This is a genomic window from Marinobacter sp. KMM 10035, from assembly GCF_046537445.1.
In the GTDB taxonomy this organism is placed as follows: domain Bacteria; phylum Pseudomonadota; class Gammaproteobacteria; order Pseudomonadales; family Oleiphilaceae; genus Marinobacter; species Marinobacter sediminicola.
This window is the reverse complement of the sequence record NZ_JBBVMG010000001.1, coordinates 648,498-662,887: the sequence shown is the minus strand read 5'-3', so window position 1 is coordinate 662,887 and position 14,390 is coordinate 648,498. Positions and strand designations below refer to the sequence as shown.

The window sequence follows — 14,390 nt, the reverse complement described above, 5'->3', positions numbered from 1 at the left end:
CGTCGGTTTGATTGGTTGGTTAGGCACTGCGTGTTCGTTACCGTACTCGGAGGTAGCTATTGAATAGCCCAGCGAGCTGGCCCTCGGCTTGGGCCATCCACCTCTTTGAGTCCTGGATTGTATAGCGATACGACAACTCTTGTTCAGGAGGTGTGTTTCGAATCATCTCTAGAGACACACTAATGGCTACACCTTTTTCTTGTATATTCGTGAGCGATGTCCATAGCTGCTCATCGAACAAAAACTGTGCCTCCTGCAATGCAGCAGCAAATTCTGATGATATTTGGGGAGGAATTGATGAGTCATAACGTGCTGCTTGGACGTAACGAAGCGTCCGACGATATACATCAAACCGCAGTGCAAAAAGGTCGCTCTTTGCCTTTTGGCGCTGCACGCGGTACTGCCCGTAGGCGACTGCAACGGCGAGAATTGCTACAACTGGCCCCAAGGATGCGTGGCCAATTTCCAAAATATAGTCAAAGGTCAATATTCTTTCCTAACGCCTGCATAAACGGCGCCCGACTAGGGCGTCCGGTGGACGGCCGCCAGGCCGGGAACGAATTTGATGCTCTTGTTACGTTTTGAGTCTGGCACTGAGCTCCGCAGCTGGGTAGGTGAGAGACTCCTGACCATACCGAGGTGATGCCAAAACATCGACGATTTGTAGCCTCGACGAACCCAGCCACGCTACGCCCAAAAAATTATTCAACGGCACGAACACAGGTAACAATCCGCTTCGGTTGAGATTCTGGGCGAATACTTCAGCCTTCTCCGCCGACGACCAAACAGGCAGAGCTTTACCATCTTCGGATGGCAAGGCGTAAAGCGCTTGGCCTGCCATTAGCACCCAAACACCGTCTTGCTCCTGAACAGAGGTGATAAATTCGTGATCACCGATGATTTCTACATTCATCCAATTACTCGATTGGTTGTCGACGACGAAACATAACGCTTGCAGTTGCGGCGGGTACGGAGCGCAGCGTAGTACACGTCCGACAACCTGCACTTGTTATGAGATTTGCGACTTAACATCAGGTAAACAGTCCGCAAATTCTCTTTGAATCCGTGGCATTTTGCCACGCTGCTCACCACCGCCATGCAATATGACTAAGAGCATGCCCACCATTACTAACACACCATTGGATATGCGCACCATCTGCTCAAGTAAAGGAAGTGGATAACCCTTGCTGTGGCGGTGGATTGCATGAATACCGCCGTGGATGAACGAACTAAGGGGCTTCCAAGAGTACTCTTTGAATTCCAGCAACAGATTGATCGGCTCTTGGGGAGCCTTACCCTGCAGTTTTTCTAACATTTCGCTGAGCATTGGAAGCCTATTTGCTCTATCAGCTGCTTCCTGTGTCAGTTCACTGGTTAACTTTGAAACAGCGATGTCAGAGGCTGCATAGAGGAGCCACATTGCTCGGACTAGAGCTTCATATTGAAGACGGACAAGTCCTGTAGCTGAGGTTAAATTACCCGCTGAAATCAGCATCTTTGCACTTTCGGCATGCTCGAAAGAAATGCTGCACATGACCCTGCTCGCCATGACTCTCTCCGAATCATCGAAAGGAGGAAGTGCCAAAAACTCCAAGAGTTTGCTTTCGAGTTCAGCAGATCGTGATAAAAGACGGTTTATCAATGGTGCCCCTTCTCATAACGCTTGCAGCATGCGCGCCTACGGAATGTAGCCGAAGGCGCAATGTAGTAGGCGTCGCCGTGCCTGCACTGGTTATATTTAGTCCTCATCCACAGCCTTAAGTATCCGCTGGGCAAGCTCCACGGCCTGCTCTTTATTCAGCGAAACCGGCAGTGCTTGATAGGATAAAAAGCTCGTGGCGACCACCTTTAGCCCCACGCCTTTATCTCCATTTTCTAGTGCCAGCTCCACAACATCAATTCGTTGCCTCACCGGCCCTTTCTGCAGAGCCTCCACCTTTGCAGGACTGCCAACTTTCCGACCTTTGTAAAAGCTAAACAGGCCCATGGAAACTCCCTAGAAAAATATAACGCCTCAAACACCGGCGGCGTTTAAGCCGTTGGACTTCCCCCAATAAAATGGACACGCCCCATCAGTTAATTCCCTCGAACTCTATCGGAGTCCGGTAACCAAGGCTACTGTGCAGCCGTAGGCTGTTATAAAAGCGTTCAATATAGTTACTTATATGTTTCCGTAACTGCCGCATTGTCACGAAGCTGGTGGCATGCAGCAATTCTCCCTTCAACGTCTTGAAGAAGGACTCCACCTCCGCTTTATCCGTGCACTGTCCAGGTCGGTTCATGCTGTGTCGTACCCGATGCTGATTCAACAGTGCCTGGGTCTTGTGAGCGCGATATTCGATGCCACGATCCGTGTGGAACAACAGATCGGGGGCTGGCTTTCGGGATATAAAAGCTTCCCTAAGGGTTGCCTTAGCAAAGTCTGCACTCAGGTTTTCGCCCAATCGCCAACTGATGATGCGTCGTGAGTAGAGGTCCAGCACGACCGCCAGGAACACATACTTCTTTCCCAACTTGATGTAGGTGACATCGCTGCTCCAGTGCTGATTGACAGCAATCGGCTTATCAGCACCCAGTCGATGATTTGGAAGAGCTTTTAAATCCTCCCTGAGCTTTGTCATACGGCGGTATACGCGCACGACTCGAGCTTTCATGCCCCATTCCTGCATTAACCGGGCAACCCGATTCTCGCCAACCACTTCGCCTTCACGACGCAGCGCTTGATACACCCTGGGACTGCCGTAGCGCCCCTTGCTGTCGTTGTAGACTCTGCGGACCTTCAACAGCAATTCCGCATTCTCGGCGGCTCTCTGGCTGGGCTTCCGGCTTGCCCAAGCGTAGTAACCAGAGCGGGAGATGCTCAGGTGGCGACACAGAGCTTTTACTCCGTGTTCTCCCCGGTGTTTCCAGACGAATCGGAACGCTTCCGTCGTTCCTCGGCCTGAAAACGTTGAAACTTTTTTAGGATGTCGTTTTCCTCCTGAAGCTCCGATACTCGGCGTTTCAGGCGATTGATCTCATCCCGCTCCTTCATCAGCTCTTTGGCACCCGGTGGCGCTTTCTTGACCCGTTTCATGGCGAACTTTCCCTCTCGGTATTCCTTTCGCCAGCGTGACAGCATGAATGGGTGAATATCCAGCGCTTCCGCTACGCCTTTTACGCTCCGGTGCGCCTGGTAGCTCCATTCCACCGCTTTGACTTTGAACTCGACGCTATAGCGTTGGGTCTTCTTCCCCGTGATCATTTTCGGCATCGTACTTCTCCTGTGGCGGAGTTATCGATGCGTGTCCACTGAAGTGGGGGAAGTCCACGTCCTAATTGACGCGTTTGTTATGTTTTTAGTGCATCGTAATTACGCGCAACAATTTTTCTTTCGGCTTATATTCAAGAGCTGCTACCACTCTTGTTGGATATCCACCGTTCAATCTTGGGATTTCAAGCATTACGTTAAACTTTGATACGTCATGTTCAGATAAATAAGACAAATTATAGATATAGCTTTCAGATACCTTTGAGCGAACAAGGTCGGCGAGTTCGTCTTTACTTAAAGCCTCAATTCCAGCCTTTTCAAGCTTGCCGCACTTGTCTGACTTTAAATACCCATGCTTTGCCTCCTCAATCTCTACATTAAACCCTTCAATTGGTAATATCTGAGAAGATATTGCGTTCAAAGAAAGCTCGGTATCTGACTCAAAACCTTTAAATACAGGCCTTTCGATCTTGTAACTTAGCAATACGCCAAAATACATTGATTGAAGGCTATAAACTTTCATTCCATAATCTTCGAATGGATAACCAGCCATATTTACATTTTCTTCATTTGGCCTATCATCCTCATGCCCCATGATCACCTTACTACCGTGCTTTAGGAAACTGTTTGCGAGTATTGTAGATAAGTAAATCCTCGCCCTAGATGAAAATGTACACGGAATATAGCCCACATATGGCTTGAAACTAGAAAGCGATTTATTTATACGATCTAATCCTGATTCAGTTAAATTGTTGATATAGACACAGTACAAAGCGCTTCCGTGAGCAAAATCTAAATTTCTCGAAAGTATCAGTGATTCCTGAAGAGTGGAGAATATAAACTCTTGATCTTCTCCAATTAGATCCCCACATTGCACGCTATAGTTTGATTTGATATCTAGAAGCGGCAACAATTGTTTCATGACTTCAAGTCCATACCAGCTTGACTCGATATCTTGCGTGTCAAAAATAAACCCTGCTTCAAATCTATCAGTTCTCGGAACCAACGCTGTCCGAAGCTCTTGGTATTTAATGCCTTTATCTTTAAGAACCTCGACAGTTGTATTTACCATACCTTGTATTTCACGAAACATTACTTCCGGTGTCGCTCCAAAATAGTCGCGCATAGTTTCAAGCATGACATGCCCACGGGCATCAACTGTGTGTATGGAGGTGCTCATATTCTTCCTTTAACATAACGCTTGCAGCATGCGCGCCTACGAAATGGAGCCGAAGGCGCAATGTAGTAGGCGTCGCCGTGCCTGCACTGGTTAGCAAGTACGCCCAGCCCTACTCTGATAGAAATGTCTAAATATACCCCAAGCCGAAGACAGCAATGCTGGAACTGGCAACACTATGTAATATATGAGCAGAACAGAAAAGCATGTTTTACAGCCCTTTCGGTCGCCGCCTTCTCCTATTAACATCAAGCTCATAACCAATAAAATCACTGCGATACATAACCAAATAGACCTTAAAAAGACTGCATGCCGGCTAAGCAAAACAACAGCGAAGGGAATGAAAAACAGAAGGTTAATTGGGTTGTACAGGGTGTCTCTGCGCCCGAAATACCGAAAAGGGTCTGTTTCCCTGCCTACCTCCAAATCAAGTAGATACCACGCGTATGCTTCCGCAAAATTGAGGGCCATCCAAGCTGAGAAGCAAACGGTGAAAACCACGACAACTTGGCACCGAAACCCAAGAAACTTTTCGCGATTCAGATTCATCTGCTTCCTTGCTAACGCCAATATTCAGCGGCGCCCTGACAAGGGCGTCCGGTGGAGGCCCATTAGGGCCGGAACGAACTGGAATGACTTGTTACATGACGATCTCGGGGTCATACCAAACGTCCTCGTAATCGCCTGCCACCAGGAACCTGAAGCCTGGCGGTAGCGACAAATATTGCTCAATTTCTGGCAAATATTCTCGAACATGAGAAACGTGAAGTGGTTTGAAGAAATCGGGATCTTCAGACATGCTCTCACCGCACCATATATACCAGCCGCACGTGCCATTCTCAGGTTTGTGCCGGAGACCGTTAATCGGAAGATTACCAATGGTCTCAACTGCAATTCCAAGCTTTTCCTCACCGCTGCAAGGGAGCGGTTCCGCGCTGAATCTCATACAAACTTCGGTTGGACTCGGCATAGAGCTTCCCTATTGCATGTAACGCTGAGGTAACCGGCACCGGAGCGCGAGCGGAGGGAACCAAAAGCAGAAGGCTTTTGGTGTCCGGTTGACCGACTGGTTAGTTGGGGGCATCGGTGAAGCCCATTCCCTGGCAATTAACATGATGGCATGCTCCTTTGCCCTTGCACCAAAATCCGCTTATGCACTTTGAATAAAATTCCCGCCAACGATGCGGTGAATGAACCTGAACACTAGATTAGCAGGTAAGCAAGGAACCGTTTACCGGCGGACGGCCCCACGACCGGAACACCCAATTCACTACCCACACCGTTGATCAGTTGAACTGCCAACATGATGCCCAATTTGACGGCCTTGGCAAAGCTCCAAAACGTCCGGTTTTGTTACCCGTTTGCGGCCAAGGCCTATGGCACACAGCCACCAAGAACGACCGAGGCACTACCAACTAACGCCTGGGCTAAGCCGCCGGTACGGAGCGCAGCGGAGTAACGGTCGGCTTGAGCCCCTGGTTAAATGCGATCGGCCGAATGCACATAGTTTCCGATACCCAGGCGCAAACAGTCCGAAAAATTGTCTGGTTCTGAGCCTGCATGAATGGACTGAACCAATAGCGTCTGATCCATAATGCCAGAGAAGCTCAGCTCAAAACCGTGTCCATTCCAAGCTTCACCAATCTGTCTCGCCGAGACCACTCTGTTACCAATGAAAGGATTGAATAGCGAAATACGTACAACGCCAGTGCCTTCAGAGGTTTGCTCTTCCTGCGGCGCGGATTCTCGCTCATGAAACCCCAGTATCTCGCCTCCGATTTCCGGTTGTGCACTGAACCAACGATCTTCAGCCTTCAAATAAAGAACATTGATCTCGTCCGAGACGTAGTTGACCAATGCCTTTTCTAGTTTGAGGCCAACGATCTTAGACAGATCAGCAGTCTTTCTCTTGATGATCTCTGGGTAGTTGTATGAGGTCATTTCATCTGACATTTAACGCCTGCATAAACGGCGGCTTTTACGCAGTGAAGCGGAGAAAAAGCCGTCCGGTGGAGGGCCTTTAGGCCCGGAACGTATTTAATGCACTGGTTAGCTCTTTTCCGAGTTCTCCAATTCCTCTTGGGGCTTGGGCCTCAAATTTTCGTAGATTCTTGAAACAGTCTCTCCAGGGACATGAGAAATGGTCTCTGGGTTACTTGAGTCCTTTAACCAATTTCTTGCTTCTAGCATGCAATTGAAAGCAAACCATGCGGCTGCCACATAAAGCCAATCTGCCTGTAAGAGCGAGTTAATACCAAAAAAGAAAACCATGATTAGAATGCCAAGCATCACCCACCGAGCGGCCAGAAGCATCGCAATTGACGCTCCATAACTGGCTAGCTGAATATTGCCTGAGCGAATGTATTCTTTGTGAAGCACATGCTTATGCACATCAATTTCTGAGTATGCTTTTGAGAAGGCTGCACCACTTGCCTTCGCTTTTTTGACGACTTTTTGAAGTAGCCAAGAGCTGATGGCGAAAACCGCAGAACCGAGAATGCTTTGCTGGAAGGGAGACAGCCCTTCAATCCAACTAAAAATTAGATCCATACTGCTTCCATATTTAGAGCTAACGCTTGCAGTTGCGGCAGGTACGGAGCGCAGCGTAGTAACTGTCCGACAACCTGCACTTGTTAGCGTAGACAGGTCTCAAGCTGATCCTTTGATATCCCACCTGCCGGATGGACAGCATATATAAACCGAGTGTCGCCGCTATAGCCGAGTTCTCTTACTGATTTTCCGGCTTCCGTACCAAAAACGACAATTCGGCGATAAGGCCGTGCCTCAATGTCGAGCTGTAACCAATTAGCGCAGAACTTACGCACGTCGTTTGGGGGCTTTTTGTCACGCCGCCTCCCTGAAAATGCCTCACTCCTCTTACCCGGAAAGCACTGCACTGTATTAGTGATATTGTAGTCGTATCGTGTTCGCTTTAGACGTTGCCATGCACGAGCCAATCGACCACCAGCTGAACTGGGATGCGTGCTACAGACTGGTCTACCCTCCGCCCATTCTTCTACCCCAGGCGCCTGGAAGATAAGAAGCACGTCAGCGCCGTTGTCCTCCATGGAAATTGGAGTTTGCCTAATTTTACGAGCACTCGCGTCAAGGTGATTCGAATCACGATATGGACAAGATTGACAGTGTTCTCCGAAGTGTTGAGGCATGAACTTTACTCGCTAACGCCAGCAATAAACGGCGCCCTGACAAGGGCGTCCGGTGGAGGCCGAAGGCCGGAACGAATTTGATTGCCTTGTTGCAGCGACCGCAGCACTTGCGCTTAGTGCGTCGAAATGATTATCGCTGATCTCCAGTTGTATGCCATAACGACTTTACAAGCTAATCCGTCAAACTTTATACGCTTTGACTCAAGCTCACTCCTCAATTTTGAAAGAATCCGTCGCAGCCACCCCCTTACAAAAAGGCCAGCACCACCAATCAGGCCTACAACCAAGGAACGCATGTTGGCATTGCACCGAACTAATGTTTCAAGGGCTTCTTCGACAGCTTCAACTGTTCTCCCGCTGAACGAGTCTTTTAACCTTGCAATTTCAGAATCATGGCCAAACAACACTTCAATAATTTTGAGCAGATCTTCTTTTTCCGAATTAGACAACGACATTTAAATCACTCCATTGATTATAAGTCTTTCAATCCTTTCTTCCGAAATACTCTCTATTTTTACCACTAAAATTTGATTCGAGTTATTTTCGTCAACAAGGACGATAAATGATTTTTTCTTCCCAAATGCCCAGTATCCCGTGCCACTGGAAGTTTCGAAAATTCTAACCTCCTCGGGAGATATATCGAGATCGATAACAAACTTCTTAGATTTTTTTAATTCAGATATGTAGCTTTCTGGCTCAGGCCCGCTTTCTTTGATGCCAAATAAATACAAAGGCCAACTACGAATGTCGACCCCTTTATAACCGAAGTCTTCGCTTGTCAAAACTTCAAGGGAAAAATAGGAACGGTCGGGGAACATCACAGTTATGCCGGCGCCTGGAATTATTTTTGCTCCTTCTAATTCAGCAACCGGAACATTTAAGCGACCAACGAGGCCAGAGGCTAAAATTAAGGTTGGTCCGTAATCTTTTTTCTCGTACTGAAACTTTATTGCCTCATTGCCTAAGGCGGAATTGAGAGAAATACAAAAAAGCAGAAAAAAAAGTGCGGAACGGTAGATCATTGAAAACTCCTTTTTCAATTTAGTGCGCAATATTATTGAAAGCCGGAAAGGATCGCAACCTCACCCTGTCAACTCCAGATCCATTGAGTCGCTGTAACGCTTGCAGCATGCGCGCCCATGGAATGGAGCCGAAGGCGCAATGTAATGGGTGTCGCCGTGCCTGCACTGGTTATGTGGTGCCTGACTCCCAGGCTATCAGGACATGCACCTACCAGCCATCCAGTTTGATCCCGTTTTCCCGGAGATATTCGCCTTCTTTTTCCAGATATTCATCTACCCATTGAGAATAATCTGACTTCTCGTTAGTAAACGGTGTGGCCTCGTATCGCCCCACCTCAATGGCGTTTTCCGCCCCATTCATTATCCAGACAACCACCGTGCCGCCCGGTGCCAGGCCAAATACAAGGTTGTAACGGGGCACATCAAAAATCTTTCCATAACGCTCATAGGGAGCGATTTGCTTCATTTCCTCCTCAATCTCACGGGCATTTTCAAGCTGGATCAACGCCCGATAAGATTGCTGTTCGGCAAACGAGAACCACTTGATGAGTATCAGGCCCGGCATCGCCTGCCACTCCGCGCTCTTACCAGAGGGGTGTTCCCAGCAGCAGGTGATTATCCCGATGGGTGCCCGCCAACCGATTTCCCCCGACACCGATTCCAGAATAAAGGTCTCGACCCATGCATCGTAATGCTGAGGCACGACAACGGAGATGCTTCGGTAGTCAGGGTCGGGGCCATACCTTGGTTGTTCCGATTCGCTGTGATCCGAACACCCGAGCAACACCAGGACACAGAAGCTAATGGCAAGCGACTTAATACGCATGGTATCGCCCCTCTATCCATTGACCTTCATTAGGATGAATGGTGCGCTGACCATACTTGCCGGGTTTGAAGGGATACAGGGGGCCAAGTCTCAGGTAATGATCGGAATGGTGGATGTATCGCTGCTTCAGTAACGCTCTGGATTCCGGGGTCATCAGTAGCTCACTGCCATGCCACACATGGGCGGCGAGATTTCTGGCGACGGTCATTAATTCTTGCGGTAGAGAAAGGCCGTCCACTTCTGGGTTGATAGATTGGAAAGGCACACCCGCATCTGTCGCCAACTTGTGCATCAGGTACAGCGGAATACGGGAATATTCACCCCGAACCTCGCGGCTTAGCCAGAGGCGAAGCGTAATATCGCCGCCCGGCAAACCGGGCGGGCGCTCCTGTTCAATTTCAAGTGTGGCGAGTGGATTCAGTGGCCCGATCCAGCCCTCGGTTTTGATCAGCGCCCGCTCCTGCAACATGCGGGAAAATTCGAAACTGGCTTCGGGATTGCGGCGGTCCTTCCCTCTCACTACCAGAGGTGGGCGCACCTCGACACGCTCATGAAAGCGATCCGGATAACCACCGCCAATATCAGAATGGACGCCCGGTAGCGCCCATTCGCTGAAATGGTCGGGCAAGTTGCCGGATTCACCCCGCAGACTGTTCAGTGAGAAGTTGTGACGACGCTCATCCCGCGCGGCGAACTGGACAACCCGCTCGGCATCGTCCGGTCTGAGGTTGACGTTGATGCGTCCGGTTTCTGCATCATGGGCGGAGAAATCAAGGTTACCAAGATCGGCAACCCCGGCCACGGTATCGAACAGGCCCACAAAGCGAACGGTGATCTTCTTCGGCCAGGGTATGCCCTGCTGTTTGAACGCGGCGGCCAGTGCGCCGTTTTCATCCTGAACTTCCCGGCTGATGAAATGCCGGGCCGTAGCCGCGCCACGGCTGAAACCGAAAACGTCGAGAATCAATTCGTCGATGGGGGCGCTGACATAGTCACGAATATCAATCGCCAAATCGCCGCACCCTTCGGCAATTTTCTTGAGTATGCCTTGCTCACCAAGACCCAATCCCATACTGGGGCCATCGTCTGGTTCGCCGGACGTTGTGCCTACACCGGAAACATAGGTGGAGATACGGTAAGCTTCCTTCCATTCCTCACTCTGGAATTGACCCTGCTGATACATTCGCTCCAGCTTGGAGACATTGGTTTCAGCGTTGAGGTAACTACCCTCCATTATCTGCGACAATTCGGCACTGCACTCATCCTCGGAGATAGCGCCAGCGGCATTGGCCGTCAGGCACTCATCCATCTGTCTCTGATAGGCTTGGGTGTTATCCCTGTTGTTGCCAGTACCGTCGAAAAATATGCCAGCCTCTACCCGAACCTTTGGGCGATCTTCTTCAGCGGAGAAATCTTCCGGTTCTTCGTCCGGTAAGCCTTCGTCAATCAACGCACCTTTCTGGGCGGCCTTGCGAACAAATTCCTGCGGGTCTTTGTCCAGCAACTGTTTGGCGGCGGGGGTAAGCTGGCCTTTATCATCCAGCGCACCCGCCATGGCAAAATCCACGACAGGCGCTGTGGTTGTGCCGCCCCCCAGTATGACTCGTTGGTTACCGCTGACAATGGAACCACCATGACTAGTCGGGCTGCCAAGGTAGGCCACCGGCATGCCGTCGGCCAACGCCAGCGGATAGCCTTGGGTAATAACGGCACCGCAACCGGTAACATCGCCCACTCGGGCAATGGGCTTACCTTCCACAAGGATACTGGAGCCGTTTGGCATGATGGGGGAAGATCCGTGCCCTTTGATCGGGCAAACGTGCATGTCGCCAACGCAGGCGGCAATCAGATTACTCATAGTCAGAGTTCCTTTCTTTGCTGAGTAGCGTCCTGGCTACCCGTGATTAAATATTGTTCAAAAATCGTGATTGTAGCATGACGGGCACCACATAACGCTTGCAGCATGCGCGCCTACGGAGTGGAGCCGAAGGCGCAATGTAGTTGGCGTCGCCGTGCCTGCACTGGTTAAGTGCCTTTATATGGCCCGACTGTGCACTCCGTCGGCCTGGATTCATCCCATGCTTTGATCAAGAGCGGTTTCGCCTTTTTATGCCAGAACCGAATTTTTCGGTAGTCCTGGGATTCGATATTTCCCTCTAACTTCTCACACGACTCGATAGAGAAGCTGGCGTCCACATTGGGGGACTTTACATGAAAATGCGGTGGTGGATGCTCATTCGAGTAGATCTCAATTTTCAGCCCGTTGACCCTTGCCACAAGTTTGCGAATTTCTATGAGAAACTCGTCTCCATCTTCTTCCCACACGGAACAGGGATTGTGGAGCAGCGCCTCTAGCCACTCAGCAAACTCATCCATGCCCTCAAGCTCGTCGGGATCAACGAGATGGAATCGCCCGAATTTTCGGTGTTGCTCCTTCGTTGGCTTCATGGTTTGCCCTAGCACTTAACGCGAAGGTAACCGGCGCCGGAGCGCAGCGGAGGGAACCAAAAGCGGCACGCTTTTGGCGTCCGGTTGACCGTTTGGTTAAATCTCTCAGTCAATGCTACGCCCCAAAATTTTGGCTATAAAGCTGACGCCACTCTTTTCCTTCCGCTGGGCGTTCGCACCAAAAAAGTAATTGCGAACCGCAAAAAACAGGCCCGATAGGAAACACGCGTTACCCACCCAGGCGGACAGCCGAATGAATCGGCCATAGCGGGCTTCGATCATCGGGTAAAGACGACTACCCTCTTGCGCGGCAAGCTGTGTTTCTAAATAGCCGCCAAGGCCGATAGCAATTAGTAGATATAACAGAGCACCGAGAAGTAAAGCGCTCCACCAAGGAAGGCGGGCCGCAACTTGGACCATCTCGAACACTATTGATACGAGATCATTTTTCCTTCGATATCTGCGACCCATTGGGCCTCCCTGCCTGTAGATTTAACGCCGAAAATAAGCGGCGGCCCGACAGGGGCGTCCGGTGGAGGCCGCGGGCCGGAACGTACTTAATTGATTTGTTAGGGCTTGTACTTCGCCAAACAAAGCTCAGCCTCTAAACTTAAAATTCTGGTCAGAAGAGACAGGACGTACTCGTCATAGTCCTTGAACAGCTGTTGGGCCTTCTCCTCATCCTCAGAATTCACCCGAAATTCGCCAGATGGGTGCTGATCTTTCAGGGCCGAAACTCGGTCATGGGCCGCTAAAATTTCGTCGAGAATTTGGTCAGGGACCTTCCCTCTAAATTGCTCAGAAAACTTATTCTTACTGGGAAAAGGGATTACGTTAGACATATTTTTCCTCGGCTCTTTGCAGCCCTAACGCTTGCAGCATGCGCGCCTGCGGAATGGAGCCGAAGGCGCAATGTAGTGGGCGTCGCCGTGCCTGCACTTGTATGGATAATTTCTCAGATTATTCGCGGTGCTCATCGTCGAGCACCTGCTTGATCTTCCCGTTCCCGACATGACGAGCCCCTTCCTGAAGGCGCCATTCAAGCCCCTCATACAGTGCGATATCGTAGCCTTTGGGAAAGAGGAAAAGGACTTCCGCATCTTTTGACTCGCCGGGGTTAATCCATTTTCCGCCCACCACCGTGATAGTACCCATTCGCATCAGGTGGTTATCGGCCCCCCCGAAATTATGGTTCGGGCGGTATCCAGATGTGATGCCTGTCGACCTACCTGATATCACCATCGGAAATAGCGATATCTCAGCGAGAACTTTTCTAGTTTTGAGGTCTTCATGCTCGACCATGTTTTCTGCCTAACAGCAATTGGATCGATGTCTCAGTGATTGCGAAAATTTGACCGCTTCGTTATTACGGATTTTTCGAACCCCTGCGCACCAATCAAAAACACGTAAAACAAAAGCTTAGCTCAGTTTTTAGAAGCCTACTACGTAATCATTTGACTTCTGTGATCTGCGCCACCAATAATACTGTCTAAATATACAGCCCTGTGGCAGGGAGCCCACAATGCAAGGAAAGCAGCCTCGTTTACGCGATCAGGTTCGCGCGGTTATTCGCGTTAATCATTACAGCATTCGTACCGAGAAAACCTATTGGTACTGAATTCGCTACTTCATTCGTTTCCACCAAATGAAACACCCACGAGATATGGGCCCGCCGGAGGTTAATGAGTTTTTGACCTGGCTTGCCGTACATCGCAATGTTGCTGCAGCCACGCAGGCACAGGCGCTGAATTCTCTGGTGTTTTTGTACGACAAGGTATTCGGGACTCCACTCGGCGAGATTGGAGATGTAGTCCGGGCAAAGAAGCCTCGTAAGTTGCCCGTGGTGCTCACGCACGATGAAGCGATGCGCATCATCAACCATCTCAGTGAACCTAATAAGCTGATAGCATCCCTCATGTATGGCTCTGGTTTGCGGGTAACCGAGGCCTGTCGTCTGCGCATCAAGGATCTGGATTTTCAACAGCAGGTAATCACCGTGCGCGACGGAAAAGGTGCCAAAGATAGAACCACTTTATTACCTGCCACGCTGATTGAGCCGCTTCAGAACCATGTTGAGAGCATCCGCAAAGCTTGGCAGCAGCGCAGTGAGGAGTTTCTGCACCCGGTCAGTATGCCCTTCGCGCTCGCTCGCAAGTATCCCGGAGCAAGCCGTTCGTTAGCGTGGCAGTGGCTCTTTTCCTCTCCGGTTTTGTGTACAGACAATCTAGGCAATGTATCCCGACACCATCGCCATATTTCATCCGTACAACGCTCTGTGCGCGGTGCGGCAAAGGCTGTCGGTATCCATAAACCTGCCAGTTGCCACACCTTCTGCCACACCTTCGCCACGGAACTTCTAAAACGTGGTAACGATATCCGCACAGTACAAGATCTACTCGGCCACGCAGACCTGCGAACCACCCAAATCTATACCCATGTTCTCGGGCAAGGTTTTGCGGGGGTTCGAAGTCCGTTGGGGTGAGCGCCGTTCAGCGTGGGT

The 14,390-nt window shown here is 50.1% G+C and carries 19 protein-coding genes; 1 reads left to right on the top strand and 18 read right to left on the bottom strand.

Features of this window, described 5'->3' with window-relative positions:
• Window positions 1-37 precede the first annotated feature (37 nt).
• The 18 genes from AADB16_RS02895 to AADB16_RS02810 form a co-directional block, all read right to left on the bottom strand.
• Window positions 38-487, bottom strand: a complete 450-nt coding sequence (locus tag AADB16_RS02895) for a hypothetical protein (RefSeq protein WP_410801257.1) — start codon at window positions 485-487, stop codon at window positions 38-40.
• An 87-nt stretch (window positions 488-574) separates the two neighbouring features.
• Window positions 575-913: a DUF2750 domain-containing protein gene (locus AADB16_RS02890; protein ID WP_410801255.1), complete on the bottom strand. Its 339-nt coding sequence runs from the start codon at window positions 911-913 to the stop codon at window positions 575-577.
• 96 nt (window positions 914-1,009) lie between these two features.
• The gene (locus AADB16_RS02885; protein WP_410801254.1) at window positions 1,010-1,549 is read right to left on the bottom strand and encodes a DUF6988 family protein; all 540 of its coding nucleotides are present in this window, start codon (window positions 1,547-1,549) and stop codon (window positions 1,010-1,012) included.
• Between the two features lie 189 nt (window positions 1,550-1,738).
• On the bottom strand, window positions 1,739-1,987 hold the full coding sequence (locus tag AADB16_RS02880; protein ID WP_216007354.1) for a hypothetical protein: 249 nt from the start codon (window positions 1,985-1,987) through the stop codon (window positions 1,739-1,741).
• An 85-nt stretch (window positions 1,988-2,072) separates the two neighbouring features.
• A protein-coding gene (locus AADB16_RS02875) for an IS3 family transposase (RefSeq protein WP_410801252.1) occupies window positions 2,073-3,253 on the bottom strand; the annotation gives its coding sequence in 2 pieces (ribosomal slippage) (window positions 2,073-2,954 and window positions 2,957-3,253; 1,179 coding nt in all).
• Window positions 3,254-3,338: 85 nt separating this feature from the next.
• Entirely contained in the window at window positions 3,339-4,430 is a 1,092-nt protein-coding gene (locus tag AADB16_RS02870) for a hypothetical protein (RefSeq protein ID WP_410801250.1), read from the bottom strand.
• 637 nt (window positions 4,431-5,067) lie between these two features.
• Complete coding sequence (locus tag AADB16_RS02865) at window positions 5,068-5,226, bottom strand: hypothetical protein (protein WP_309044216.1); 159 nt, start codon at window positions 5,224-5,226, stop codon at window positions 5,068-5,070.
• A gap of 680 nt (window positions 5,227-5,906) precedes the next feature.
• Window positions 5,907-6,380 (bottom strand): hypothetical protein, encoded by a 474-nt coding sequence (locus AADB16_RS02860; protein ID WP_410801248.1) that lies wholly within the window; start codon window positions 6,378-6,380, stop codon window positions 5,907-5,909.
• Window positions 6,381-6,476: 96 nt separating this feature from the next.
• Entirely contained in the window at window positions 6,477-6,977 is a 501-nt protein-coding gene (locus AADB16_RS02855) for a hypothetical protein (protein ID WP_410801246.1), read from the bottom strand.
• An 83-nt stretch (window positions 6,978-7,060) separates the two neighbouring features.
• Window positions 7,061-7,495 carry a uracil-DNA glycosylase family protein gene (locus AADB16_RS02850; protein WP_410801244.1) on the bottom strand — a complete coding sequence of 145 codons (435 nt, stop codon included), beginning with the start codon at window positions 7,493-7,495 and terminating at the stop codon, window positions 7,061-7,063.
• A gap of 212 nt (window positions 7,496-7,707) precedes the next feature.
• A complete protein-coding gene (locus tag AADB16_RS02845) occupies window positions 7,708-8,049 on the bottom strand; it encodes a hypothetical protein (RefSeq protein WP_410801242.1) in 342 nt (113 codons plus the stop codon).
• Window positions 8,050-8,616, bottom strand: a complete 567-nt coding sequence (locus AADB16_RS02840) for a hypothetical protein (RefSeq protein ID WP_410801241.1) — start codon at window positions 8,614-8,616, stop codon at window positions 8,050-8,052.
• Between the two features lie 208 nt (window positions 8,617-8,824).
• Window positions 8,825-9,442: a DUF2931 family protein gene (locus AADB16_RS02835; RefSeq protein WP_410801239.1), complete on the bottom strand. Its 618-nt coding sequence runs from the start codon at window positions 9,440-9,442 to the stop codon at window positions 8,825-8,827.
• Window positions 9,432-11,300 carry a phospholipase effector Tle1 domain-containing protein gene (locus AADB16_RS02830; RefSeq protein WP_410801238.1) on the bottom strand — a complete coding sequence of 623 codons (1,869 nt, stop codon included), beginning with the start codon at window positions 11,298-11,300 and terminating at the stop codon, window positions 9,432-9,434. Before AADB16_RS02830 ends, AADB16_RS02835 begins: the two co-directional genes overlap by 11 nt.
• Before the next feature lie 167 nt (window positions 11,301-11,467).
• Window positions 11,468-11,890 (bottom strand): DUF4160 domain-containing protein, encoded by a 423-nt coding sequence (locus AADB16_RS02825; RefSeq protein WP_200371163.1) that lies wholly within the window; start codon window positions 11,888-11,890, stop codon window positions 11,468-11,470.
• 105 nt (window positions 11,891-11,995) lie between these two features.
• Window positions 11,996-12,361, bottom strand: a complete 366-nt coding sequence (locus AADB16_RS02820; protein WP_410801236.1) for a hypothetical protein — start codon at window positions 12,359-12,361, stop codon at window positions 11,996-11,998.
• Window positions 12,362-12,459: 98 nt separating this feature from the next.
• A complete protein-coding gene (locus AADB16_RS02815) occupies window positions 12,460-12,732 on the bottom strand; it encodes a hypothetical protein (RefSeq protein WP_309045955.1) in 273 nt (90 codons plus the stop codon).
• Window positions 12,733-12,850: 118 nt separating this feature from the next.
• On the bottom strand, window positions 12,851-13,051 hold the full coding sequence (locus AADB16_RS02810; RefSeq protein ID WP_410801235.1) for a hypothetical protein: 201 nt from the start codon (window positions 13,049-13,051) through the stop codon (window positions 12,851-12,853).
• A gap of 457 nt (window positions 13,052-13,508) precedes the next feature.
• Between AADB16_RS02810 and AADB16_RS02805 the strand changes: the two genes are divergently transcribed.
• A complete protein-coding gene (locus tag AADB16_RS02805; RefSeq protein ID WP_410803567.1) occupies window positions 13,509-14,372 on the top strand; it encodes an integron integrase in 864 nt (287 codons plus the stop codon).
• Window positions 14,373-14,390: the final 18 nt, after the last annotated feature.